This window comes from Streptomyces deccanensis, from assembly GCF_022385335.1.
GTDB classification, from domain to species: Bacteria; Actinomycetota; Actinomycetes; order Streptomycetales; family Streptomycetaceae; genus Streptomyces; species Streptomyces deccanensis.
In genome coordinates, this window is sequence record NZ_CP092431.1 from 5,958,173 (window position 1) to 5,983,901 (window position 25,729).

At 71.5% G+C, this 25,729-nt stretch carries 20 protein-coding genes; 16 read left to right on the forward strand and 4 right to left on the reverse strand.

Annotation, left to right across the window (positions count from 1 at the left end; genetic code table 11):
* Positions 1–78: 78 nt before the first annotated feature.
* On the reverse strand, positions 79–1,518 hold the full coding sequence (gad, locus tag L3078_RS26565; protein ID WP_239756437.1) for a glutamate decarboxylase: 1,440 nt from the start codon (positions 1,516–1,518) through the stop codon (positions 79–81).
* Between the two features lie 223 nt (positions 1,519–1,741).
* Here gad and L3078_RS44645 point away from each other — a divergent pair, with 223 nt between their 5' ends.
* The 3 genes from L3078_RS44645 (at position 1,742) to L3078_RS26590 (ending at position 6,611) form a co-directional block, all read left to right on the forward strand.
* The gene (locus L3078_RS44645; RefSeq protein ID WP_275593172.1) at positions 1,742–4,198 is read left to right on the forward strand and encodes a helix-turn-helix domain-containing protein; all 2,457 of its coding nucleotides are present in this window, start codon (positions 1,742–1,744) and stop codon (positions 4,196–4,198) included.
* 446 nt (positions 4,199–4,644) lie between these two features.
* Positions 4,645–5,406 (forward strand): MerR family transcriptional regulator, encoded by a 762-nt coding sequence (locus L3078_RS26585; RefSeq protein WP_239756438.1) that lies wholly within the window; start codon positions 4,645–4,647, stop codon positions 5,404–5,406.
* Between the two features lie 212 nt (positions 5,407–5,618).
* Entirely contained in the window at positions 5,619–6,611 is a 993-nt protein-coding gene (locus L3078_RS26590; RefSeq protein ID WP_239756439.1) for a DedA family protein, read from the forward strand.
* A 137-nt stretch (positions 6,612–6,748) separates the two neighbouring features.
* On the opposite strand, the gene L3078_RS26595 is transcribed toward L3078_RS26590, so the two are convergent.
* Both L3078_RS26595 and L3078_RS26600 read right to left on the reverse strand, forming a co-directional pair.
* Positions 6,749–8,467, reverse strand: a complete 1,719-nt coding sequence (locus tag L3078_RS26595; RefSeq protein WP_239756440.1) for a threonine/serine exporter family protein — start codon at positions 8,465–8,467, stop codon at positions 6,749–6,751.
* 156 nt (positions 8,468–8,623) lie between these two features.
* Positions 8,624–9,115, reverse strand: coding sequence for an inorganic diphosphatase (locus tag L3078_RS26600; RefSeq protein ID WP_048819635.1), 492 nt, complete (start codon positions 9,113–9,115; stop codon positions 8,624–8,626).
* A gap of 79 nt (positions 9,116–9,194) precedes the next feature.
* On the opposite strand from L3078_RS26600, the gene dacB reads away from it, so the two are divergent.
* From dacB to L3078_RS26655, 11 genes are all read left to right on the forward strand, one after another.
* Positions 9,195–10,847 carry a D-alanyl-D-alanine carboxypeptidase/D-alanyl-D-alanine endopeptidase gene (gene dacB, locus L3078_RS26605; RefSeq protein ID WP_239756441.1) on the forward strand — a complete coding sequence of 551 codons (1,653 nt, stop codon included), beginning with the start codon at positions 9,195–9,197 and terminating at the stop codon, positions 10,845–10,847.
* A gap of 149 nt (positions 10,848–10,996) precedes the next feature.
* The gene (locus L3078_RS26610) at positions 10,997–12,121 is read left to right on the forward strand and encodes a zinc-dependent metalloprotease (protein WP_239756442.1); all 1,125 of its coding nucleotides are present in this window, start codon (positions 10,997–10,999) and stop codon (positions 12,119–12,121) included.
* A gap of 191 nt (positions 12,122–12,312) precedes the next feature.
* Positions 12,313–13,503 carry a tRNA lysidine(34) synthetase TilS gene (tilS, locus tag L3078_RS26615; protein WP_239756443.1) on the forward strand — a complete coding sequence of 397 codons (1,191 nt, stop codon included), beginning with the start codon at positions 12,313–12,315 and terminating at the stop codon, positions 13,501–13,503.
* A 91-nt stretch (positions 13,504–13,594) separates the two neighbouring features.
* Positions 13,595–14,155, forward strand: a complete 561-nt coding sequence (gene hpt / locus L3078_RS26620; RefSeq protein WP_239756444.1) for a hypoxanthine phosphoribosyltransferase — start codon at positions 13,595–13,597, stop codon at positions 14,153–14,155.
* 179 nt (positions 14,156–14,334) lie between these two features.
* Positions 14,335–16,350, forward strand: a complete 2,016-nt coding sequence (ftsH, locus tag L3078_RS26625) for an ATP-dependent zinc metalloprotease FtsH (RefSeq protein WP_239756445.1) — start codon at positions 14,335–14,337, stop codon at positions 16,348–16,350.
* A gap of 200 nt (positions 16,351–16,550) precedes the next feature.
* A complete protein-coding gene (folE, locus tag L3078_RS26630) occupies positions 16,551–17,156 on the forward strand; it encodes a GTP cyclohydrolase I FolE (RefSeq protein WP_239756446.1) in 606 nt (201 codons plus the stop codon).
* 60 nt (positions 17,157–17,216) lie between these two features.
* Positions 17,217–18,083 carry a dihydropteroate synthase gene (gene folP, locus L3078_RS26635; RefSeq protein WP_239756447.1) on the forward strand — a complete coding sequence of 289 codons (867 nt, stop codon included), beginning with the start codon at positions 17,217–17,219 and terminating at the stop codon, positions 18,081–18,083.
* Positions 18,080–18,583, forward strand: coding sequence for a nuclear transport factor 2 family protein (locus L3078_RS26640; protein WP_239756448.1), 504 nt, complete (start codon positions 18,080–18,082; stop codon positions 18,581–18,583). Before folP ends, L3078_RS26640 begins: the two co-directional genes overlap by 4 nt.
* Positions 18,584–18,837: 254 nt before the next feature.
* Positions 18,838–19,197, forward strand: coding sequence for a dihydroneopterin aldolase (gene folB, locus L3078_RS26645; RefSeq protein WP_220647208.1), 360 nt, complete (start codon positions 18,838–18,840; stop codon positions 19,195–19,197).
* Positions 19,194–19,805 (forward strand): 2-amino-4-hydroxy-6-hydroxymethyldihydropteridine diphosphokinase, encoded by a 612-nt coding sequence (gene folK / locus L3078_RS26650; protein WP_239756449.1) that lies wholly within the window; start codon positions 19,194–19,196, stop codon positions 19,803–19,805. Before folB ends, folK begins: the two co-directional genes overlap by 4 nt.
* Positions 19,806–19,926: 121 nt before the next feature.
* The gene (locus L3078_RS26655) at positions 19,927–20,412 is read left to right on the forward strand and encodes a DUF3180 domain-containing protein (protein WP_239756450.1); all 486 of its coding nucleotides are present in this window, start codon (positions 19,927–19,929) and stop codon (positions 20,410–20,412) included.
* 51 nt (positions 20,413–20,463) lie between these two features.
* Here the strand turns inward: L3078_RS26655 and L3078_RS26660 are convergent, their stop codons facing one another.
* Positions 20,464–22,338 (reverse strand): phosphatidylglycerol lysyltransferase domain-containing protein, encoded by a 1,875-nt coding sequence (locus L3078_RS26660; RefSeq protein ID WP_239756451.1) that lies wholly within the window; start codon positions 22,336–22,338, stop codon positions 20,464–20,466.
* A gap of 193 nt (positions 22,339–22,531) precedes the next feature.
* On the opposite strand from L3078_RS26660, the gene L3078_RS26665 reads away from it, so the two are divergent.
* Together L3078_RS26665 and L3078_RS26670 are read left to right on the forward strand one after the other, a co-directional pair.
* On the forward strand, positions 22,532–23,656 hold the full coding sequence (locus L3078_RS26665) for an alpha/beta hydrolase (RefSeq protein ID WP_239756452.1): 1,125 nt from the start codon (positions 22,532–22,534) through the stop codon (positions 23,654–23,656).
* Positions 23,657–24,072: 416 nt separating this feature from the next.
* Positions 24,073–25,722: an ICP22 family protein gene (locus L3078_RS26670; protein ID WP_239756453.1), complete on the forward strand. Its 1,650-nt coding sequence runs from the start codon at positions 24,073–24,075 to the stop codon at positions 25,720–25,722.
* Positions 25,723–25,729 lie beyond the last annotated feature (7 nt).

The window sequence follows — 25,729 nt, forward strand, 5'->3', positions numbered from 1 at the left end:
CGAAGGGGCACAGCCCCTTGCCGAGGATGGGACGGGTAGGGGTGGCGGGGGGCGAAAGACCCTGCCCGCACCCCCTGACTAGTGATGGAACCCGGTAGCCGCCCCCTTGTCCCGCACCGCCGGCCCCGACTGCCGACGAAGCTCCGGCAGCAACCGCCCCAGATCCTCCAGGAACAACCCCGCCAGATCGGACGTGAACCCGTTCCGGCACACCACCCGCAGCACCGACAGATCCTCCCGGTTCTCCGGAAACGTGTACGCCGGCACCAGCCACCCCCGCTCCCGCATCCGCCGAGCCACATCGAACACGTCGTACGAGGAGACCCCCTCCTCCGTCGTGAACGCGAACACCGGCAACTCGTCCCCCCGCGTCAGCAGCCGGAAGTCCCCGAGCTTCCCGACCTCCTCCGCGAGCCCGATCGCCACGTCCCGCGTCGACTGCTGCACGGCCCGGTACCCCTCCCGCCCGAGCCGCAGGAACGTGTAGTACTGCGCCACGACCTGCGCCCCCGGCCGGGAGAAGTTCAGCGCGAACGTGGGCATGTCCCCGCCCAGGTAGTTCACCCGGAACACCAGCTCCTCCGGCAGCTCCGCGGCGGACCGCCACAACGCCCAGCCCACGCCCGGATACACCAACCCGTACTTGTGCCCGGAGGTGTTGATGGACGACACCCGCGGCAGCCGGAAGTCCCACACCAGCTCCTCGTCGAGGAAGGGCGCGACCATGGCCCCGGACGCCCCGTCGACATGCACGGGCACATCCAGCCCCGTACGCTCCTGAAGCTCGTCGAGCGCCGCGCACAGCTCCGCGATCGGCTCGTACGACCCGTCGAAGGTCGACCCGAGGACGCCCACCACCCCGATCGTGTTCTCGTCGCACAGCGCCGCGGCCGCCGCCGGATCGAGGTGGAACCGGTCGCCCTCCATGGGCACCTGCCGGGCCTCCACCTCCCAGAAAGTGCAGAACTTGTCCCAGCAGACTTGGACGTTGACCCCCATGACCAGATTGGGCCGGGCACCCGCAGACGGGTACCGGTCGGCGTTCCGCTGCGCCCACCGCCGCTTGAGGGCCATCCCGGCGAGCATGCAGGCCTCGCTGGACCCGGTGGTCGAGCAGCCGACGGCGGCGGTGGGATCCGGCGCGTTCCACAGATCGGCGAGCATCGAGACACACCGCCGCTCCAGCTCGGCCGTGCGCGGGTACTCGTCCTTGTCGATCATGTTCTTGTCCCGGCACTCGCCCATCAGCACCCCCGCCTCGGGCTCCATCCAGGTGGTGACGAAGGTGGCGAGGTTCAGCCGGGAGTTGCCGTCCAGCATGAGTTCGTCGTGGACCAGTTGGTACGCCGTCGACGGTGCCAGCGGCGCCTCGGGCAGCCGGTGTCTGGGCGGGGCCTCGGTCATGCCGCCCACCGGGTTGGCCTGGCCGTAGAAGGGGTTCACGGCGAGCTGGTGCCCGTCGTTGCGGTGGTGCCCGGGGTCCTGCGGGGCGTCGCTGTCCCATCGGTGCAGTGGCATGTCTTCGACGGTAGGTCCGCCGCCGGGGGCGCGCACCTCGCGGGTGTGCGGAGGGGTGCGGAGGGGGTGCGGGTGGCCCGTGATGACGATGTGTCGGTCGTATCGTCCGTCCATTACGCTGCCGAAAGCGCACTGTGCGCATCACGTATCACAAGAGCGAACACAGCAGGTGGAGTTGAGCGTCCCGCGGACCCACGTGCGTGACCGGGGAGGGACGGCGGAGTTGCCCACCCTTGACTATCTGATCAACGAGCGGCGGCAGCTGCGGCTGAGCTTCCTCCAGCCCGGCCACGCCTCCCGCCACGGGGCGACCCGGATCGCCGAGGTCGTCGCCCGGCCGCTGACCGAGGCGCTGCACACGCTCGGCGACCTCTCCGCCGACACCCCGTTCGAGCCGTTCGAGAGCGGCACGCTGGTTCTGGTCACCCTGGACGCGCCCCGGCCGACCCCGGCCCACATCCGGACGCTCGACCACCTGATCCGCGTCCTGGACCGGCGCAAGGCGGCCGGCCTGGTGATCGGCACCCCCGGCCACGACCTGCGCACCCTCCCCGACGCCACCCTCGCCGCCGCGAACCGCCTGGAACTGCCCCTGCTGACCACCTCAGCCGAGACCAGCGCCTGGGACCACGTCAACGAGGATCTGCGGCTGCGGCGCGCCCAGTTCGCGGAGCGCCAGGTCGAACACCTCGACGGCCTCCTCAGCCGGCTTCCGGCCCGCCTCGCCGATCCCACGGCCGTACGGCGCATCGCCGACTGGCTCTCGGTGGCCCTGGACGCCGAGGTCCTCGTCAGCTCGGCCCGGCGCGGCGTCCTCGCGGCGGCGCCCGACAGCGCGCCCGCGGGCCTGGCCCACGCCGTCATCACGGGCGCGCACGGCGCACACGACGCGCGCGGCGCTCATGACGGTCACGGCGCGCCCAGCGGCGCCATGCACACCCGGATCGTGTCGATCTCCCCGGGCGCCTCCGGGACCTCAGGACACCCGGGACACCCGGGACACCCGGGACACCCGGGACACCCGGGACACCCGGGATTGCCGGACGGCGAGGACGAGGCACGGCTGGCCATCGCCTCCCACGAACCCTTCGACAGCGCGGCCACGGCCCTGATCCAGCACGCGGCGAAGCTCCTCGGACTGTGCGACCAGGCCCGCCGCGAGCACCAGGCCAGGACCCGGACCCCACGGGCGGTGCGGCATGCCGCGTTCCAACTGCTCATGCGGGGCGAAACGGTTCTGGCGCAGGTGGTCTACACGGGCGCCGCGCAGGCCCTGCTGGACACGGACACCGCCCGTGTCTTCGTCGTCGACACCGGACCGCAGGAGCGCGAGGCCACCCTCAGCTGGTGCGAGCGGGCCCTTGCGGAGGAGGCCATCGTGTCCCCGTGCCCGGGCAAGCCGAAGCACATCCTCATCCTCGACCCCGTCCGGGAGGGCGACCGGGTCGAGACGGTCCTCAAGGAGCTGATCGCGGCCCGCGAGGGCCATCTGCTGGGCCAGAGCCGACCGCACCCGCTCGCCGAGACCGCGGTCGGCTACCTGGAGGCCCTGACGGCGGTGGGTGACGCGGCCGGCACCCCGCACCGCATCCGGCTGGGCGGCGCCAAGGCCAAGTTCGCCCCCCTGCTGCCCCGGCGGGCGGCCAAGGCCTGGGCGGCGGCCCTGATGTCCCCGCTCCTGGACGACTTCCCGGGCCGGGGCGACGAGCGGAAGCTGCTCCTCGAGACCCTGCCGACCGCCCTCAGCTTCAAGCACACCGAAGCCGCGGGCGGCCTGGGCGTCCACCGCAACACGGTCACCCAGCGCCTCACCCGAGCCGGCAAGATCCTCTCCCTAGACCTCCGAGGCTCCGCCAACGACCGCATCCTGACCCTCCTGGCCCTCGACATCCTCGCCCTACCGGACCCACCCGAGCCCCCGGCGCCGCATGGGACCCCGGCCCGGCACTCGGCCCCTGCCCCGGTCCCGCCGGGGACCCCGACCCCGCACCCGTCTCCCACCTCGGCCTCGCCCCAGGCCCCGGTCCCACACCCGGCCCCGGCGCCGCACATGGCTCCTGCCTCGGCCTCGCCCGAGGCCCCGGTCCCACACCCGGCCCCGGCGCCGCACATGGCTCCTGCCTCGGCCTCGCCCCAGGCCCCGGCTCCGCACCCGGCTCCGGACCCGCTCCCGCATGGGACCCCGGCCCCGAGCCCGGCTCCTACCTCGGCCTCGCCCGAGGGCCCGGTCCCACACCCGGCCCCGGCCCCGGCCCCGGCCCCGGTCCCACACGCGCACCCCGACACCCCAGCCCTCCCACACCCCGACGCCGAGACCCCCGCCCCTCCCCGGCCCCCCGACTTCGCCGCGCTGATGGCGCTCGCGGCAGAGGACGGCGGGCCCAAGGCCTGGGCGGAGGAGCGGCTGCGGCCGGTACGGGCGGATCAGCGCGACCTCGTCGAGACCCTGTGCGTCTGGCTGGAGAAGAACCTCAGCACCCGGGAGACCGCCCGCGCCCTCGGCCTCTCCGAGGCCACCGTCCGCAACCACACCCGCGACGCGGCCGCCCTCCTCGGCATGGACTTCTCCACGAAGATGGTCGGCATCACCGACACCGACGTGGTGACCGTGGCCGACATCGCCCTCGCCCTGCACGTCCTGCTGGGCCGCCCGGCCCTGACCCAGCCGCCCCGGCCCTGACCCGGGGCCCGCACCGCCACCCGACGGTCACGACACCCAACCCGTGCACGTGCCCCAACACGTGCACGGGCAGCCCCGAGACCCCCATCCGGATCGGCAAGGTCCGGCCCGCGACGTGACGCCCGGCCCACACCCCCGTGCCGGGCCCGGCGTCCCGTCGACGGACCGCCCGTCCGTCGACGGACCCACCGTAGGAAAACCGCCGGGAGCGGGCCATTGCACAAGTGCACAGTCCGCGCGCCCCGGCTTCGCGTTGTGCACAGTGAGACGTGTGTGACCCGCCGCCAGTGCGTTTCACCACCCCCACGCCTTGCGGAAGTGCACAGTCCGCTACGGCCCGGCACTGCCGGCCGCCCTGCCGCCCCGCCCGCCCCGCACAAAGGACTTGCACCTCACGCCACGTGAGGCCCCAGCCTGGAACACGTACCGACAAGGGAGCGGAAGTCATGAGCCACACCGTGGGACAGGTCGCGGGCTACGCCGGGATCACGGTCCGCACGCTGCACCACTACGACGAGATCGGCCTCCTCGTACCGAGCGAGCGCACCCACGCGGGTCACCGCCGCTACGGGGACGGCGACCTCGACCGGCTCCAGCAGATCCTGTTCTACCGGGAGCTCGGCTTCCCCCTCGACGAGGTCGCGACCCTGCTCGACGACCCGGAGGTGGACCCGCGGGCCCACCTGCGCCGCCAGCACGAGCTGCTGACGGCCCGGATCGAGAGGCTGCAGAAGATGGCCGCGGCCGTGGAGCACGCCATGGAGGCACGCAAGATGGGCATCAACCTCACCCCCGAGGAACGCTTCGAGGTCTTCGGCGACAACGACCCCGAGCAGTACGCCGAGGAGGCGGAACAGCGCTGGGGCGGCACGGAGGCGTACGCCGAGTCGCAGCGCCGCGCCGCCACGTACACCAAGGACGACTGGAAGCGCATGCAGGACGAGGTGGCCGACTGGGGCGCGCGCTACGACGCCCTGATGGCCGCCGGCGAGGCCCCGACCGGCGAGGCGGCCATGGACATGGCCGAGGAACACCGGCAGCACATCTGCACCTGGTTCTACGACTGCCCGTACGAGATGCACCAGGGTCTCGGCGAGATGTACGTCTCCGACGAGCGCTTCAAGACGTTCTACGACACCATGCGCCCCGGCCTCGCCGAACACCTGCGGGACGCGATCAACGCGAACGCGGCCCGCCGACGCCCCTGATCCCCCTCACCCCCTCCGGCCGCACCCCTGACCACACAGCTTGGTCTCAGTGCGGCCACAGGGCACTCTGGAGGAACCGGTGGAACCTCGTGGGGTGACCGTGCGTTGATAGCTTTGGTCACCCCTATGGGTCCCACCCCCTGTGCGACCCGCCCTCGTGGGTCCCCACCCACAGGCGTTCACTCTTCCTCACCCCCCAGGAGCCCGGAACCGTGCAGACGATCGCCCTCGGACCGAGCTGGCTGGATCCGGACTACCTGCTCAACTCTTTCGGCATCTGGGGCCTGCTCCTGATCGTGTTCGCCGAGTCCGGCCTGTTCTTCGGGTTCTTCCTGCCCGGTGACTCGCTGCTGTTCACGGCCGGCATGCTGATCACCTCCGACACGCTGGACTTCCCGCTGTGGCTGGCGATCGTGCTGATCTGCGTCTCGGCCATCCTGGGCGACCAGGTGGGGTACATGTTCGGCAAGAAGGTCGGCCCCTCGCTCTTCAGCCGTCCCGACTCCCGCTTCTTCAAGCAGGAGAACGTCACCAAGGCCCACGAGTTCTTCGAGAAGCACGGCCCGAAGTCCCTGATCCTGGCCCGCTTCGTGCCCATCGTGCGGACGTTCACGCCGATCATCGCGGGCGTCAGCGGCATGCGCTACCGCACGTTCCTCGTCTTCAACGTCGTCGGCGCCATCCTCTGGGGCGCGGGCGTCACCCTCCTCGGATCCTGGCTCGGTCAGATCGAGTTCGTGCACAAGAACATCGAGGCGATGCTCATCCTCATCGTCTTCATCTCGGTGCTCCCGATCATCTTCGAGCTCCTCAAAGCGCGGAAGGCCAAGAAGAACCAGCCGCAGCAGCCCGAGCAGCAGCGGTCCGCCGCCGCCCCGGTCATGGACGACGCCACGACCCAGCTCCGCCGCATCCCGCCGACCGACCAGCCCCAGCAGCAGTCGTACGACCAGAACCAGGGCTACGGCAACGAGGGCTACGGCAACCAGGGTTACGACAACCAGGGCTACCAGCAGCAGGGCTACCAGGAGGACTACGGCCACCAGCAGCCCCAACAGCAGCCCTACGCCCAGCAGTACCCGCAGAACGGCCAGTACCCCCAGGGTGGCCAGTACCCGCAGGGCGGTCAGTACCCGCAGGGCGGTCAGTACCCCCAGAACCAGAACCAGCAGGGCTACCAGGGCCAGGACCACCCGCGGTACTGACGACCAGGGTCCCGCGCCCCGCTTTCAAGGGGCGCGGGGCCGGGTCTGTTCGCGGCTCCGCCGCGTGGGCGCGATCAGCCACGACCGACCCGCGGCCGCCAACACTCGGCAGCCCCCGGGCCATTGGGCACCCGGCGCTAGAAGCCTCGCGTCCGCTTCGCGGCCTTACGGCCCGCCCGCGCGGCCCCCGGCAGGAACAACCGGAACAGCTCGGACCCCAGGTTTACCCCGATCGCGATGGCCATCGCCAGCGCCGCCGCCTTGGTGAGAGACACCAGCCCCGCGTCCACGTCGTTCTGCGCGAACCCCAACAACCCGAAGTACGTCGCCGAACCCGGCAGCAGCGGCCCGATCGCCGCGGTCGTATAGGGCAGCGCGGAGGCGAACCGGTACCGCGACAGCAACTGCCCGAACAGGCCCACCAGCCCGGCCGCCACCGCCGTGGAAGCCACCGGTGAGATCCCGCCCGCCTCGTGCATGGCCCCGTACACCGCCCAGGCCACACCGCCGTTGAGGGTCACCGCCAGCACGGTGGATCGTTCCTGCTGGAGCAGCAGCGCGAACGTCAACGACAGCAGCATCGACGCCCCGAGCTGCAGCAGCGGCCGGTCCGCGCTGCCGAGCGCCGCGTCCGGATGCAGCTCGGCGCCCAGCTTCACCCCGAAGTACAGGACGAGCAGCACGCCCACCACGATGCCCACGAAGAGGTACATGACCTCCAGGAGCCGCGCGGAGGCGGTGATGTAGAAGCCGGTCAGCCCGTCCTGCACACCCGCCACCAGCGCCCGCCCGGGCAACAGCGCGAACAGCCCACCGGTGATGACGGCGGACGCCTCCACGTCCACGTCCGCCACGGTCAGCGCCACCCCGATCGCCGCCGGGGGCATGGCCGCCACCAGGAACTGGTAGAACTCCGGCAGCCCCCGCCCCGAGCACAGCCAGGCCAGCCGGTCGCCGAGCATCGCGCCGAGCGCCGCCGCGACGAACACGACCACGCCACCGCCGACCAGCACGGACGCGGCCCCCGCCAGCAGCCCGCTCGCCAGGGTCAGCGTCCAGCCGGGATACGGATGCCGGTTGCGTCGCATCTCCGCGAGCCGCCGGTACGCCTCCTCCAGGGAGATCGCGCTCTCCGGGTCGCTGAGGTCGTCCACCAGCCGGAAGACCGCCGCCAGCCGGGTGTAGTCGGTGGCCCGGCGCCGGACGATCCGGGACGCCGTGACCGGGTCGTCCACCAGCGACGGCTGGTAGGTGACCGACAACTGGGTGAAGGTCACCGTCGGCTCGCAGCGGTCGAGGCCGTAGGAGCGGCACACGGCGAACATCGCCGCCTCCACGTCCTCCGCGCCCTCACCGCCCGCGAGCAGCAGCTCGCCGATACGCAGTGTGAGGTCGAGCACACGCGGCACGGCGGGCCCCGACTCGCCCTCCACACGCGCCGTCGGCGACTCCGGCGCGGGCCGCTCCGCCACCGGCATCCGCAGCATCGTGCGCATCCGGTCCTGCCAGGGCACGTCCTTGGTCAGACTGACCGCCGGGATCCCGCCGGCCGGGGTGAACGCGGCGGGCGCGTGCCGCGCGCTGTAGGTCCGCGGCACACTGAACGCCGACCCCTCGTGCTCGTCCTGGACCCCCTCCGGCGGCGCCAGCCCCTCCGGCAGCGCGAACTCGGACGTCGTCTGCGCCTCCGCCTCCGCGGCCGGCACGTCCAGCCCCGCGGGGATCGCGAACTCCGAGGTCACCGACGCGTCCCCGTCGATCCCCAGAGCGAATCCCACGGGCGCGAAGGCACTGCCCGCCTCGTCCGACACCGGCTTGCGGTCCTCCACCTGCCCGCCGTCCCCGGGCTCCGTCACTCCCACTCCGCCGCGCTCCCTGTACGACACCTCAGGTACGCCTCAGTATGCGCACCGACACACACGGATACGCGAACGGGCCACGCGCCCCTCCTGGGGACACGCGGCCCGTTCGCGGAATCGATCGGCAAGGCAGCCGAAGAACTCAGTCGGGGGTCAGTGACCGCCCTGCTCCTTGAAGCGCTTGTACGACTTCTCGACCTCGGCCTCGGCCTCGGCGCGGCCGACCCAGTCGGCGCCCTCGACGGACTTGCCGGGCTCCAGGTCCTTGTAGACCTCGAAGAAGTGCTGGATCTCCAGGCGGTCGAACTCCGAGACGTGGTGGATGTCACGCAGGTGCTCCACACGCGGGTCGGTCGCCGGGACGCACAGCAGCTTGTCGTCGCCGCCGGCCTCGTCCGTCATCCGGAACATGCCGATCGCGCGGCACTTGATGAGGCAGCCCGGGAAGGTCGGCTCGTCCAGGATGACCAGCGCGTCCAGCGGGTCGCCGTCCTCGCCGAGGGTGTTCTCGACGAAGCCGTAGTCGGTCGGGTAGGCGGTCGAGGTGAAGAGTCGACGGTCCAGGCGGATCCGACCGGTCTCGTGGTCCACCTCGTACTTGTTCCGCGAACCCTTCGGAATCTCGATCGTGACGTCGAACTCCACCGGTGACTCCTCCATGATCAACACATAGTTCTGGTGGTTAAGTGTCCCTCACGCAGGTGTGTGATCGCGAAAGGGGCTGGTGGTCGTGCGGGAGCCGAAGGTCTGGCGGGCCGCGAGACCCCGTGTGGTGCGGGTGGTGCACGGCGTGAAACCGGGGATCGCGCGCGTCACACGCGCCGTGCAGCCCGGTGCCGCGCGCGTCGCGCAGGCGGTGAAACCCGGCGTCGTACGCGTCACGAGCGCCGTCACGGCACGCTCTTCGCAGCTCACGGGGAGAGCGAAGAAACTCACGACCCTCCAGTTCACCGCCGGCGCGGCCACCCTGGGGCTGGTGTTCTCGGCCGGCGCGGTGGCCGCCGCCGGACCCTGGGACTCCTCCGGTCAGCGTACGGCCGAGCGCGACTGGGCGGCATCGCGCGAAGGCCAGGGTGGCGCAGATCACGGACGTAGTTCCGGTACGTCGTCCGGTAGCGCGGCGGGGGCGCCCAAGCCCGCGCCGAGCGCCCCCTCCGTCCTGGCCGGCCTCGGCGGCGCCTCGGGCGCGGGCTCCACGCCCGATTCCGCCGCCCTGTCGGCCCTCCTGGACCCGATCCTGAACTCCGCCGTCCTGGGCCCCCGCCGCGCGGCCTCCGTCGTCGACGTCGAGACCGGCGAGCAGCTGTACGCCCAGAACGCGGACGAGGCGCTGACGCCCGCCTCCACCACCAAGATCGCCACGGCCGCCGCGGCCCTCTCGGCGGTCGGCCCCGACCACCGCGTCAAGACCCGCACGGTGCTGAAGCCCGACTCCGCCGAGGTCGTCCTCGTCGGCGGCGGCGACCCCACCGTCACCGCCCACGAGGACACGGACGGGTACGCCAGCCTCCGCACCCTCGCCGACGAGACGGCCGCCGCCCTCGACAAGCGTCACCTGAACGAGATCACCCTCACCCACGACACCTCCCTCTACGAGGGCCCTGAGCAGCACACCATCGGCCCGAACCCCAACCTCGCCCTGGTCGTCCCGCTGATGGTCGACGAGGCCCGCCTCGACGACTCCTCCAGCGGCCAGGCGGACCGCGACCCGGACCCGGCGGGGGACGCGACCGCCGCGTTCGCGGACCTCCTGGAGGGCCGGGGCGTCAAGGTGAGGATCGAGGGCTCCACCACGGCCCCGAAGGACGCGAAGGAGCTCGCGGCGATCTCCTCCCCGCCCCTCTCCACCCTGGTCGAGCGCATGCTCACCCACAGCGACAACGACATCGCCGAGGCCCTCGCCCGCCAGGTCGCGCTCGCGACGGGCGAGCAGCCGAGCTTCGAGGGCGGCGCCGCGGCCATCAAGAAGGAACTGAAGAAGCTCGAAGTGCCCCTGGAGGGCGTCGAGTTCGCGGACGGCAGCGGCCTCAGCCGGGGCAACGCGCTGACCCCGGCCCTGCTCACCGCCCTGCTCGCCGAGTCCGCGGCCCCCGACCACCCCGAACTCCGCCCCGTCCTCACCGGCCTCCCGGTCGCCGGTTTCACCGGCACCCTGCGCGGCCGCTACCCCAGCGACGCCACCGGCACCGGCGTCGTCCGCGCCAAGACCGGCACCCTCAGCAACGTGAACACCCTCGCCGGCACCGTCGTCGACGCCGACGGCCGCCTCCTCGCCTTCGCCTTCCTCGCCACGGAGACCCCCCTGGAGAACACAGACCCGGCCAAGAACCTCCTGACCGAAGCCACCTCGACCCTGGCCACCTGCGGCTGCCGCTGAAGCCGGGGGAGAAGCAAGGGGCGCAGCCCCTGCTTCTCAGGGGCGCGGGGAACTGCGCGAGCAACCACGACCCACCCGCACGTGCCCACAGCCCTCAGGCACCCCCCACGGCCTGCCCCAAGCGGCAGCGCTCACGTACGGTTGACAACATGACTCGTATCGGTGGTGCCGAGATGGTCGACTGGAATCTCGCGGTGGCGACCGCGACCCGGCTCGTGCGGCCGGGCCCCGAGGTGAGCCGCGACGAGGCCCGGGCCATCGTCGCCGAGCTCCGCCGGCACGCGAAGGCCTCGGAGGAGCACGTCCGGGCCTTCACCCGGATGCTCCCCGACACGGGCGACGACACCCCCGTCCTCGTCGTCGACCGGCCCGGCTGGGTCCGGGCCAACGTCGCCGGCTTCCGGGAACTGCTGAAGCCGCTGCTCGACAAGATGCAGGAACGTCGCGGCAACACCCCCGGCGGAGCCGTCCTCGGCGCCGTCGGCGGCAAGGTCACCGGCGTGGAGCTGGGCATGCTCCTGTCCTTCCTGGCCTCCCGGGTCCTCGGCCAGTACGAGACCTTCGCCCCCGCGACCCGCGAACTGCCCGCAGGTGAGAACGGCGGCGGCCGACTCCTGCTCGTCGCCCCGAACATCGTGCACGTGGAGCGCGAACTCGACGTGCAGCCCCACGACTTCCGCCTCTGGGTCTGTCTGCACGAGGAGACGCACCGCACGCAGTTCACGGCCGTCCCCTGGCTGCGGGACCACCTGGAGGGTGAAATCCAGTCGTTCCTGGGGGAGACCGAGGTCGACCCCTCGACCTTCCTGGAGCGCATCAGGGAGGCCGCCCAGTCACTCGCGGGGGGCCGCCCCGAGGGCGAGGTCGGCGACGACGGTCACTCGATCGTGGAGTTGGTGCAGACCCCCGCCCAGCGCGAGATCCTCGGCCGGCTCACCGCCGTCATGTCCCTGCTGGAGGGCCACGCCGACTTCGTGATGGACGGCGTCGGCCCGGCCGTCGTGCCCTCGGTCGCCGAGATCCGCGAGAAGTTCCAGCAGCGCCGCGCCAAGGGCGCCTCCCGCCTCGACCAGGCCCTGCGCAAGCTGCTCGGCCTCGACGCCAAACTCCGGCAGTACCGGGACGGCGAGCGGTTCGTACGGGCGGTCGTCGAACAGGTCGGCATGGACGGTTTCAACCGGGTGTGGACCTCCCCGAACACCCTGCCGACCAAGGCGGAGATCGCCAAACCGGCGGACTGGGTCGCGCGGGTGCATCGCAAGGCGGAGTCGTGAGCCGCGCGTGAGCGTGGTGAACGAATCCGGCCGACGGCAGGTGAACGCCCCTCCAATCACCCGTCCGAGGGACCGTGAGCGAGGGGTAGGCGTGCAATGCTCGGGGAACGGCCCGTCTCTGTCACCATCTACACACTCTGAGTGACCGAGCTCGGGCTCACCCCCCGACAATTTCATGAAGGGAACCGGACATGGGTCCCCACCCCGCGGTCGCGGCGATACGCCTGGCGGTCCGCCGCGTACTCCACGACCTCCTCACCGAACACCACACGAACACCACCCTCCACGCGCCTGCCCACGCGCCTGCCCACGCGCCCGCCCACGCGCTCCCGGGCGCGCCCGCGGACCCGGGCGCACCACCGGTGCCCACGCCCCCCACGGCCGTACCCCCCGTGGCCGTGCCCGTCGAGGTCAGGCGTGGCGGTTCCGCGCGCCAGGGCGCCGCACGCGCGGGCTCCGGCGCGCACGAGCAGCCGCTCGTGCTCGTGGCGTGCTCCGGCGGCGCCGACTCCATGGCGCTCGCCTCCGCCCTCGCCTTCGAGGCACCCAAGCTCGGCGTCCGCGCCGGCGGCATCACCGTCGACCACGGTCTGCAGCCCGGCTCCGACCTGCGCGCCGAGGAAGTCGCCCTGCGCCTGCGGGAACTCGGCCTCGACCCGGTCGAGTCCGTCGCCGTCACCGTCGGCCGCGACGGCGGCCCCGAGGCCGCCGCCCGCGACGCCCGCTACGCCGCCCTGGACGCCGCGCTGGAACGCCACGGCGCCACCGCCGTCCTCCTCGGCCACACCCGCGACGACCAGGCCGAGACCGTCCTCCTCGGGCTGGCCCGCGGCTCCGGCATCCGCTCCCTGTCCGGGATGGCCGCGGTCTCGGGGGCCGACGGCCGCTACCGGCGCCCCTTCCTCCAGCTCGACCGGCAGACCGCCCGCAAGGCCTGCATGGTCCAGTCGCTGCCCGTCTGGGACGACCCGCACAACGCCGACCCCGCCTACACCCGCTCCCGGCTCCGCCACGAGGGCCTGCCCGCCCTGGAGAAGGCGCTCGGCAAGGGCGTCGTCGAGGCCCTCGCCCGTACGGCCCAGCTCTCCCGGGACGACGCCGACGCCCTCGACACCTGGGCCCGCCAGGCCGACCCCGCCGTCCGCGACGCCGCGGGCCAGCTGGAGTGCGCCAAGCTCTACGCCCTGCCGCCCGCGGTACGCCGCCGGATCCTGCGCCGGGCCGCCATCGAGGCCGGAGCCCCGGCGGGTTCCCTCTTCGCCCGGCACATCGAGGAGATCGACCGTCTCATCACCGGCTGGCGCGGTCAGGGAGCCATCAATCTCCCCGGCCGGGTCGTCGCCCGGCGGCAGGGTGGCAGACTGGTGATTCGGCAAGGCTGAATCCGGACGCCGACGGGGCCCGCGCGACGGGCCCCTGGCCCCCCGCACGCGACGCGGGCGTCCGGGAGCGGCCCTGGGACGACCGAAAGTGATGCGGGTGGACGCGAAAGACATGGGCACCGACCTCAAAGAGGTGCTCATCACCAAGGAAGAGATCGACGCGAAGCTGGCCGAGCTGGCCGCGAAGATCGACACGGAGTACGCGGGCAAGGACCTGCTGATCGTCGGTGTCCTCAAGGGCGCGGTGATGGTCATGGCGGACCTGGCCCGGGCCCTGTCCACCCCGGTCACCATGGACTGGATGGCTGTGTCCTCCTACGGCGCGGGCACCCAGTCCTCGGGTGTGGTGCGGATCCTCAAGGACCTCGACACCGACATCAAGGGCAAGCACGTCCTGATCGTCGAGGACATCATCGACTCGGGTCTCACCCTGTCCTGGCTGATCTCCAACCTCGGCTCCCGCGAGCCCGAGTCCCTGAAGATCTGCACGCTGCTGCGCAAGCCCGACGCCGCCAAGGTCGCCATCGACGTGGAGTGGGTCGGCTTCGACATCCCCAACGAGTTCGTCGTGGGCTACGGCCTCGACTACGCCGAGAAGTACCGCAACCTCCCGTTCGTCGGTACGCTCGCGCCCCACGTCTACGGCGGCTGAACCAACCCCCGTAAGACGCTCGGGAACCCCAGCGGGTTTCGCGCCGTTGGAGCATGCGAGGACGGTATTGACATCAGTCCGCTGCGGCTTCGTGTGACAAAGCTGGGGTACCGTCCGAAGAACAGTCTTTTATCAAACTCACTATGGCAGGAGGGACGGGGCGGCACCGCTCCGTATGGATGGACGTGAAGCGATACTTCCGTGGGCCAGTCATGTGGATCGTGCTGGCCGTCCTTGCCGTGGTCGTGTTGATGCAGGTCGTCGGCTCGTCCGGCGGCTACAAGACGGTGGACACCGGCCAGGTGGTCCAGGCGATCAATGACAACAAGGTCAAAGAAGCCAAGCTGACCACCGGCGAAGAGTCGACCATCAAGGTTCAGCTCAAGGACGGCCAGAAGATCGAGGGCAGCTCGAAGATCCAGGCGAGCTATATCGGCGACCAGGGCGTCACCCTCGCCAACACCCTGCAGGACAAGTTCCAGAACAAGCAGATCCCCGACGGTTACACGGTCTCCCCGACCAAGCAGAACGCTTTCGTCGGCATCCTGCTGTCTCTGCTCCCCTTCGTCCTCATCGTGGTCGTCTTCCTGTTCCTGATGAACCAGATGCAGGGCGGCGGCTCCCGGGTCATGAACTTCGGGAAGTCCAAGGCCAAGCTCATCACCAAGGACACCCCGAAGACGACGTTCTCCGACGTCGCCGGCGCGGACGAGGCCGTCGAGGAGCTCCACGAGATCAAGGAGTTCCTGCAGGAGCCGGCCAAGTTCCAGGCCGTCGGCGCCAAGATCCCCAAGGGCGTGCTGCTGTACGGCCCGCCCGGTACGGGCAAGACGCTCCTCGCGCGCGCCGTCGCCGGCGAGGCGGGCGTCCCCTTCTACTCGATCTCCGGTTCCGACTTCGTCGAGATGTTCGTCGGTGTCGGTGCCTCCCGGGTCCGTGACCTCTTCGAGCAGGCCAAGGCGAACGCCCCGGCGATCGTCTTCGTCGACGAGATCGACGCGGTCGGCCGTCACCGCGGCGCCGGCCTCGGCGGCGGTCACGACGAGCGCGAGCAGACGCTGAACCAGCTGCTCGTCGAGATGGACGGCTTCGACGTCAAGGGCGGTGTGATCCTCATCGCCGCGACGAACCGCCCGGACATCCTCGACCCGGCCCTCCTGCGCCCCGGCCGTTTCGACCGCCAGATCGCGGTCGACCGCCCGGACATGCAGGGCCGTCTGGAGATCCTCAAGGTCCACCAGAAGGGCAAGCCGGTCGCGCCCGACGTCGACCTGGGCGCCGTCGCCCGCCGCACCCCCGGAATGACGGGTGCCGATCTCTCCAACGTCCTGAACGAGGCCGCGCTCCTCACGGCCCGCAGCGACAAGAAGCTGATCGACAACCACATGCTGGACGAGGCGATCGACCGTGTGGTCGCGGGCCCGCAGAAGCGGACCCGGATCATGTCGGACAAGGAGAAGAAGATCACCGCGTACCACGAGGGCGGACACGCCCTGGTCGCGGCGGCCTCACCGAACTCCGACCCGGTCCACAAGATCACGATCTTGTCGAGAGGCCGTGCCCTCGGCTACACGATGGTCCTGCCGGACGAGGACAAGTACTCGACCACCCGCAACGAGATGCTCGACCAGCTCGGGTACATGATGGGTGGCCGCGCCGCCGAGGAACTGGTCTTCCACGACCCGACCACGGGTGCCTCGAACGACATCGAGAAGGCCACCAACCTGGCCCGGGCGATGGTCACGCAGTACGGCATGACCGAGCGTCTCGGCGCCATCAAGTTCGGCGGCGACAACAGCGAGCCGTTCCTCGGACGTGAGATGGCTCACCAGCGCGACTACTCGGAAGAGGTCGCCGCGCTGGTGGACGAGGAAGTCAAGAAGCTCATCGAGAACGCGCACAACGAGGCCTGGGAGATCCTGGTCGAGAACCGCGACGTCCTCGACAACCTCGTGCTGCAGCTGCTGGAGAAGGAGACGCTGGGCAAGGAGGAGATCGCCGAGATCTTCGCCCCCATCGTCAAGCGTCCGCCCCGGCCCGCCTGGACCGGCTCCTCCCGCCGCACCCCGTCCACCCGTCCGCCGGTGCTCTCCCCCAAGGAGCTCGCACTGACGAACGGCGCCAACGGCGCGGCTCCCGCGATCACCACCAAGGCGCCCGCCGAGGCGACCCCGGAGGAGAGCCCGGAGAGCTGACGCCACCGACGAGAACCGGCCACCGGGAGCCCCTCGGCTCCCGGCCCGGTCCGCCTCGTCAGGCCCGGAATGATTGCCGCGCCCCCCTGGTTCTAGCCTGGGGGGCGCGGCATTTTCGTATGGCCGAAAGAGGGCCGCAAGAAGGCCGAGGACGAGACGCGTCATCCGTACGTGTCACAGGCTCAGGAGCGAGGCACGACATGACCGACCCCGTGACGCTGGACGGCGAGGGCACCATCGGCGAGTTCGACGAGAAGCGCGCCGAGAACGCCATCCGCGAACTGTTGATCGCCGTCGGCGAGGATCCCGACCGGGAGGGCCTCCGGGAGACGCCGGGGCGGGTGGCGCGTGCGTACAAGGAGATCTTCGCGGGGCTGTGGCAGCAGCCGGAGGACGTGCTGACCACCACGTTCGACCTCGGTCACGACGAGATGGTGCTGGTCAAGGACATCGAGGTGTACAGCACCTGCGAGCATCACCTGGTCCCGTTCCGGGGTGTCGCCCATGTCGGCTACATCCCGTCCACCAGCGGCAAGATCACCGGGCTGTCGAAGCTGGCGCGGCTCGTGGACGTCTACGCCAGACGCCCGCAGGTGCAGGAGCGGATGACGACGCAGATCGCCGACTCGCTGATGGAGATCCTGGAGCCGCGCGGGGTGATCGTGGTCGTGGAGTGCGAGCACATGTGCATGTCGATGCGGGGCATCCGCAAGCCGGGCGCGAAGACCATAACGTCGGCGGTGCGCGGTCAGCTCAGGGACGCGGCGACCCGCAACGAGGCGATGAGCCTCATCATGGCCCACTGACCCTCCCCCAGTCCCGGGAGCGGAGGACCGCGGCCGCTGCCGGGGGCCTAGGCTTGACGCATGAGCAAGCAGAACCGGCGTGGGCGCGTGGCCGGAATGCCCGGGTGGGACCGCTGCGCGGTCATGGGTGTCGTCAACGTCACCCCGGACTCCTTCTCCGACGGCGGCCACTTCTTCGACACCACGGCGGCGGTCAAGCACGGCCTGGACATGGTCGGGGAGGGCGCGGACCTGGTGGACGTCGGCGGTGAGTCGACCCGCCCCGGTGCCGCCCGCGTCGACGAGGCGGAGGAACTGCGTCGGGTCGTCCCGGTCGTCCGGGGGCTGGCCTCCGAGGGCGTCACCGTGTCCGTGGACACCATGCGCGCGTCCGTGGCCGAGCAGGCCCTCGCCGCCGGTGCGGCCCTCGTCAACGACGTCAGCGGCGGACTGGCCGATCCCGCGATGATCCCGGTCGTCGCCGACGCGGGCGCCCCCTTCGTGGTGATGCACTGGCGCGGCTTCCTGGAGGGCGGCAACGTCAAGGGCGTCTACGAGGACGTCGTCGCCGAGGTGCTCCAGGAACTGCGCGCGCGTGTGGAGGCCGTGCTGGAGGGCGGTGTCGCGGCGGACCGGATCGTCGTCGATCCGGGCCTGGGCTTCTCCAAGGACGCCGAGCACGACCTCGCCCTCCTCGCGCACCTCGACCGGCTGCACGGGCTCGGCCACCCCCTGCTGGTCGCCGCCTCCCGCAAGCGGTTCCTCGGGCGGGTGCTGGCGGGCTCCGAGGGGGCCCCGCCGCCCGCGCGGGAACGGGACGCCGCCACCGCCGCCGTGTCGGCCCTGGCCGCGCAGCAGGGCGCCTGGGCGGTCCGCGTGCACGAGGTCCGCGCCACTGCCGACGCGGTCCGCGTGACCCGCGCCATCGAAGGGGCCCGGGAGCGGTGAGCGCTCCCCACACCGACGTCGAACAGGTCGAACTCGCCAACCGGGCCTTCTACGAGGCTCTGGAACAGGGCGACTTCGAGACGCTCTCCTCGCTCTGGCTGGTCCCGGCCGACGTGGGAGTGGACGAGGAGTGGCACGACCCCGCCGAGACCGGCGTGATCTCCTGCGTCCACCCCGGCTGGCCGGTCCTCACCGGGCGCGGCGAGGTGCTGCGGTCGTACGCGCTGATCATGGCCAACACGGAGTACATCCAGTTCTTCCTGACCGATGTGCATGTCTCGGTCACCGGGGACACCGCGCTCGTCACCTGCACCGAGAACATTCTCAGCGGGGGACCGGCGCCGGACGGCGGTGACGAGCTGGGGCCGCTCGTGGGGCAGCTGGTGGTCGCCACGAATGTGTTCCGTCGCACATCCGACGGCTGGAAGCTCTGGTCGCACCACGGGTCCCCGGTCCTGACGGAATCCGACGACGACGAGGGCGAGGAGTCACCTTCCTGAGTGGGCGGGCGGTCTGTGGGGCCCAAGGGGTGATTGGGGACACGGGTGCGCGGGTAGGGGCGGCTTCCGACCCGTGAGCCGCGGCGTTCCCTGGGGAAACGCTCGATGAACCCTGTCCGTACGGAAGTGGAATCGAGCCTTCCGTCGGTGAGTACTGTCAGTGCCCGCAGGTAGATTCGAAGGTGGCCGGCGTGCCGACCGTGCTCGGACACGGAGGACGTCGGCCGTTCCCGACGACTGCAGGAGTGATTCGCGTGGATCGTGTCGCGCTGCGCGGCCTCAGGGCCCGTGGGTACCACGGGGTGTTCCCGGGCGAACGCGAGGAGGGCCAGACCTTCGTCGTGGACCTCACGCTCGGGCTGGACACCCGGCCGGCCGCGGCCGACGACGACCTGGCGAAGACCGTGCACTACGGGATCGTGGCGGAGGAGGTCGTCGCCATCGTCGCCGGCGAGCCGGTGAATCTCATCGAGACGCTCGCCGAGCGCATCGCGCAGGCCTGTCTGCGGCATGAGGTGGTCCAGGAGGTCGAGGTCACCGTCCACAAGCCGAACGCGCCGATCACGGTCCCCTTCGACGACACGACCGTCACCATCACCCGGAGCCGAGTATGACCGCGTTCTTCACCGGGGGTCAGAGCGACCCGACCGTCCAGCCGGTACCGGCCTCCGTCGTGCAGAAGGTGGACGAGGCCGACACGACCCTGCACAACCCCCGCCGGGCCGTGATCTCCATCGGCTCCAACCTCGGCAACCGGCTGGAGAACCTCCAGGGCGCCGTCGACGCCCTGGAGGACACCCCGGGCGTGCGCATCAAGGCCGTGTCGCCGGTGTACGAGACCGAGCCGTGGGGTGTGGCGCCGGGCAGCCAGCCCTCGTACTTCAACGCGGTGGTGGTCCTGAAGACCACCCTGCCGCCCTCCTCGCTGCTGGAGCGGGCCCAGGCCGTCGAGGAGGCCTTCCACCGGGTGCGGGACGAGCGGTGGGGCCCGCGCACGCTGGACGTCGACATCGTGGCGTACGCGGACGTCGTCTCCGACGACCCGGCCCTGACCCTGCCGCACCCGCGCGCGCACGAGCGGGCGTTCGTCCTCGCGCCGTGGCACGACGTGGAGCCGGAGGCCCAGCTCGCCGGCCGCGGTCCGGTCGCCCTCCTCCTCGACGGCATCACCCGCGAGGGTGTGTCGCCCCGCGCCGACCTGGAACTCCAGCTGCCCGAGTAGTCGTTAAGGTCTACCGGGTCGGGATCATCCCCGACGGCGTCGGGACCACCGGCCGGGCCGACCACCCGGTGCCCGTGGGGCCCGGCGTTCCGTGGACCATCGGGCTCGTCGAAGGGGCATCGTGAAAGAGCTGCGCATCAGGACGCTGGCCGCGGTGTTCGTGGTGGCGGGGGTGCTGTCCTGGGCCGGGGCCCGGCTGTGGAACTCGGTGGACACCCTGCCGAGCGTCCCGCTGGCCGCTCCCATCGTGCTCGCCCTGATCGCCGTCGTCCTGACGGCCACCGCGCTGTCGCTGCGCAGCCGGCTCAAGGCCCAGCGGGAGCGCCGGCCGGAGGCGAAGGGCGTCGACCCGCTGATGGCCGCCCGCGCCGTCGTCTTCGGCCAGGCCAGCGCTCTCGTCGCCGCCCTCGTCGCCGGGATGTACGGCGGGGTCGGCGTCTTCCTCCTGGAGTCCCTGGAGGTCCCGGCCCGCCGCGACCAGGCCATCTACGCCGGGTTCTCCGTCCTCGCGGGCATCGGCGTCATAGTGGCCGCCTTCTTCCTGGAGCGCGTCTGCAAGCTTCCGGAGGACGACGACACGGGCGGCGGGGCGGCGCGGGCGACGTAGCCGGGCGGGGGAGCGGGGCGGTGCGGCCGACCCGTGAGCCGGCCGCGCCGTTCACGCGGCGCTGCGCGCCGAGTGTTCCGACGAGCGCACCGCGTGGGCGCAGGGGGCCGGAGCCTTCGCGCGGCGGCGCAGCAGGCGGGGCAGGGCGAGGTTGACGAAGCCCTCGGCCTGCATCGCGGCCAGGCCGATGCGGGGGAGGTCGCGGGACGTGGCGTAGACGACGAAGCGGGGCTCCCAGCGCGGCCGGAACTTGGCGTTGAACTTGTAGAGGGACTCGATCTGGAACCAGCGCGAGAGGAAGACCAGCAGGCCGCGCCAGGCGCGCAGCACCGGGCCGGCGCCGATCTTCTCGCCGCGGGCCAGGGCCGAGCGGAACATCGCGAAGTTCAGGGAGACCTGGCGGACGCCCAGGCGGGGGGCCGCCTGGAGGGCCGCGACGATGAGGAGTTCGTTCATGCCGGGGTCGGCGGAGCGGTCGCGGCGCATCAGGTCCAGCGAGGCGCCGTCCGGCCCCCAGGGCACGAAGTGGAGAACGGCCTTGAGGTCGCCGTACGGGCCGGGGGTCTCGTCGGCCTTGTGCGCGGTGGCGATGAGACAGTCCCCGTCGCCCGGGTCGCCGATGCGGCCCAGCGCCATCGAGAAGCCGCGCTCGGTGTCGGTGCCGCGCCAGTCCTCGGCGGCCCGGCGGATCCGGTCCAGCTCGGCCTCCCCGAGGTCACGGACGCGCCGTACCCGGGTCTCGTAACCGAGGCGCTCGATGCGCTTCACCATTTGACGCACGTTGCGCATCGCACGTCCGGCGAGGGAGAAATCCGCGACGTCCACCACCGCCTCGTCGCCCAGTTCGAGGGCGTCCAGGCCGGTCTCGCGGGTCCAGACCTCCGCGCCGGTCTCCGAGCAGCCCATGACGGCCGGGGTCCAGGAGTGGGCCCTGGCCTCGTCCATGAAGCGTTCGATCGCGCCGGGCCAGGCCTCGACGTCGCCGATCGGGTCGCCGCTGGCGAGCATCACCCCGGAGACGACGCGGTACGTCACCGCCGCCTTGCCGCTCGGGGAGAAGACGACCGCCTTGTCCCGGCGGAGCGCGAAGTGGCCGAGTGAGTCGCGGCCACCGTGCCGGTCGAGCAGGGCGCGCAGCCGCACCTCGTCGTCGTCGGTGAGGCGGGCCGCCGGGTGTTCGGGGCGGAACGCCAGGTAGATGGTGGTGACGGCGGTCAGCAGACCGAGGGCGCCGAGCGAGAAGGCCACCGTCCAGGACGTGGAACCGGCGTAGTCGACCGGGCCCTCGAAGCCGAACAGGCCGTAGATGACGTGTTCGAGCCGGTCGGCGAGGCTCGGGTCGCCCACCATGCGCCCGGGGTGGGCGCTGACGACGACCAGACCGAGGACGATCGAACCGGCGCCCATCAGCACGAAGTTGGCGAGCGCCCGCCAGCGGCTGGTGGGGTCGGGCAGGGCGCGGAACTCGTCCCGGTGCCGCAGGAGGGGGACGAGCAGCGCGAGCGAGACGAGCACACCGACGAGCGAGTGCCGGTAGGTGAACTGGGCGATGGCCCCGGCCGGGAGCAGGACCACGGCCGCGCGCCAGGCCCGCCGTTTGCGCCGGCGCAGACCGTGGGCGAGCAGGAGCAGCAGGACGCCCACGCTCAGGGACAGCGCCGCCGCGAACGGGCCGAGCGCGCCGGGGAGCACCTCGGCCAGGGCGTGCATACGGCTGTTGCGGAAGCGGGGGAACACCCCCGCGGCGATGTCCACGAGCCCGACGAGCGTGCAGGCCCTGGCGACCAGGGCGGGCACGGCCTCGGGGCGCGGGCCGCGCAGTACGCCGCGCAGGGCGCCCTGCATCGCGCCCCGGCGCGCGCCCTTCAGCGGCCGGTCGGCGCTCGGCGCGAGTCGGTCCGACCGGACCGGAACCGCACCCGACATTTCCCCATCTGTCCTGACAGACATCGCATCCCGTAGTTCCGCGAGAGAGCTTGGATCCGGTGCCTTTTCCGGCATCCGGCGACATTGCGCCCTCTAGGACGGTGCCTCGGCGGGGGAGGTTCACTCTCCATCGGAAAGCTGAACCAAAGGGCAGGGAAAGACAAGGAAAGAAAGGGCGGCGGGCGACGGTCCGATGGGTCTTACGAGCAACAAGGTGCTGGTGCTGGCGGTGCTCTCCGCCGTGCTGCTGTTCATCGGGACGGTGTGGCTGTGGCCGCGCCTGGCCCGGCGCGGGTGGCGGGCCGTCAGCGGTCGGATCGTCATACTGCTGGCCACGCAGGTCGCCGTCTTCGTGGCGGTCGGCCTCGCCGCCAACCAGGCCTTCGGCTTCTACGCCAGCTGGGCCGACCTCCTCGGCAGGGAGACCGGTCAGGGGGTGGTCGTCGACCATGACGGGGTGGAGACCGGGGGCCCGTTGCGGGTCGTCGACACCCAGCAGGTGAACGTGGCGGGCGGCGGGCGTCCCGAGGTCGGCGGCCAGATCCAGAAGGTCGAGATCGTCGGCCGTACGAGCCGGATCGCGAGCCCGGCGTACGTGTATCTGCCGCCGGAGTACTTCCAGCCCCGGTACCGCACCCGCAGTTTCCCCGCCGCGGTCGTCCTCACCGGCTACCCGGGCACCGCCGAGGCGCTCATCAAGGGGCTCCACTTTCCGCAGACGGCCCACGCGTTGGCCCGGGACGGGAAGGCCCAGCCGATGATCCTGGTCATGCTGCGGCCGACGGTGGCACCACCGCGCGACACCGAGTGCGTGGACGTCCCGGGCGGGCCGCAGACCGAGACGTTCTTCGCCCGGGATCTGCCGGACGCCGTGGGCCACCACTACAGGGTCGGCAAGAGGCCCGGCAGTTGGGGCGTCATCGGCGACTCGACCGGTGGCTACTGCGCGCTGAAACTCGCCATGCACCACCCCGGGGTGTTCGCCGCCGGCGCGGGCCTCTCGCCGTACTACAAGGCGCCGATCGACCCGACGACCGGTGATCTCTTCCAAGGGAACAAGACGCTGCGGAACGAGGCGGACCTGTTCTGGTATCTGAAGCACCGTCCGGCGCCGGACACCTCTCTGCTGGTCACCAGCAGCAAACAGGGGGAGACCAACTACAAGGCCACGCTGAAGTTCATCGAACAGGTGAAGGAGATCCGGCCGACGCGGATCTCCTCGATCATCCTCGACAGCGGCGGGCACAACTTCAACACGTGGCGCCGGGAGATCCCGGCGACGTTGCAGTGGGTCAGCGGGCGGTTGAGCGATCGGTGAAGTCGGCCGGTTGACGGGCGGGGCGGTCACGGTCCGGCGACGGGGCGGCGACGAGTTCGGTAACGGTTCGGGGGTGGCTCCGGGGCGAGTTCGGGGCGCGTTCGGCAATTCGGGGAATTCGGCGGCGGGGAAAGAGACGGATGCGGCCAAGGCGTATCCGGATTCAATGAGGTTGATCCAGTCGAGGAGTCGCCGGTGGGCGCATTGCCGCCCCCGCGGCGGGCACGCTTGTGAAGGCGTGTGAGAGGTGAGAGGGGCGGCTGAGTTTTTGCGGCCCGGGGCACCATCATTCGCCTACGCGCGGTAAGTTTCTGGCCATGCCACGTGGACGTCACCGCCATTCACCGCCTCTGCACAGGCTGCTGCCCCCCACGGCGATCGCAGGCGTCTCGCTCGTCTGCGCCCTTGGGCCATGGATGTTCTCCGAACCGTCGGTGCTGCGGGTCACCGCCGCCGTCGCAGCGGCGACCGCGGCCGTGGGCGCGGCGGTCATGCGCCGCTGGGACGTCGAGGCGGGCAAACGCGTCGCCGACCTCACGCGCGCGCGGGCGAGCGACGAGTGGCGTCACGAGGAGAAGGTCGCCGAACTGGAGACCGACCTCGACGAGTCCCGTGAGCTGCGCACCAAGCTGGAGCACAAGCTTCGCGCCAAGCGCACCGAACTGGCCAACCTCCGCAACGAGCACGCGGCGCTGCTGCGGCGCTATGCCACCGCCGAGACCGAGCGGGCCAGCGCCCTGGAGGGCCGCCGTCTGCTGGAGATCGAGGCGACCGGCCCCGAGGACGCGCGGGCGCTGCCGGCGGCCGACGCGGACGCGGGTGACGGCGACGGCGACAGGGCCACGGCGGCGTCCCGGACCTCTACGGTGCCGCCCCAGGGGGTGCCTGTGCAGGGTGCGCCCTGGGCCTCGTGGGAGACGGCGTCCAAGGCCGCGGCGGCGAAGGCGGCGGCACGGGACGCTACGGGCGGGGCGGGTACGGGGACTTCGGCCGAAAAGGGTGCGGAGGGCGACGCCAAGGCGGAGAAGTCGGTCACCTCGGTGTTCTCGCCGACCGGTTCGTCTCTCTTCCTGCGCGCGAACTCGGCGTTGGACCGGATCATCACGCAGCGGGGCGCGGAGGAGGCCGGGGCGGACGAGGAGGGTGCCGCCGAGTCCGTAGCGACCGGGGCCGAGGAGGAGACCGCGTCCGAGGGCTTCGAACCCGAGGGGTCCGACTCCGGGGACTCCAGCGCTGAGGAGCCCAGCACCGAGCACTCCAGCACGGAGGCCGGGGGCGAGCCCGCCGGTGATCCGGTCGCTGAGCCGAGCGATGAGCCGTCCGAAGAGCTCATCGGCGAATCGGTGGACGAACTGGGGGGCGAGCCGGTCGAGACGTCCACCGAGCCCGCTCCGTCCACCGAGCCCGCCGATGAAACGGCCAAGGGGGAGGGGGCGAAGGGGAGCGGTTCCCCGAAGGGTCCTTCTCCCAAGGGTGATCCGGACGGGCCGACGGACGGGGGCACGCGGCAGGGACGTTCCGCCGAGGCGGAGGAGGAGCCGGTTCCGGTGCTCACCGCCGAGGAGGGCGACGCGGTGGGGAGGTCGGCGGCGCCCCAGGGGCACGAGCGCGCGGCCGGTGGCCCCGTACCCGTGGCGGCCGCGCCGGCCGACTCGACGGGGGTCGGGGAGTTGACCCGCGTGGCGCCCTCGGGCCGTGTGGAGCACGGACAGCAGGCGGGGCCGGTGGTGCAGGCGGCGCTGCCCGCGCTTCCGCCGGCCGGTCACTTCACGGTGCCCACGGCCGTGGCGGTCGTTCCGGCGGCGCCGCAGCGGAAGACGGCCGTCGAGGGAGGGTTCGACTTCTTCGGTACGCAGAAGGAGGCGGACGCCCTGGACGCCGTACAGAACGAGGACCTCGCGGACGTGGTCGGCCAGGAGGCGCTCGCGCTCCACAAGGCCGAGTCGGAGGCCCGGTTCAAGCGCGCCGACGAGGCCGCCCGAGGCATCGGCCAGGTCATCGACCTCACGGCGCACGACGAGACGGAACAGATCGACCTCCAGGGACTGCGCACGGCGGCGTCCTAGCCGACGG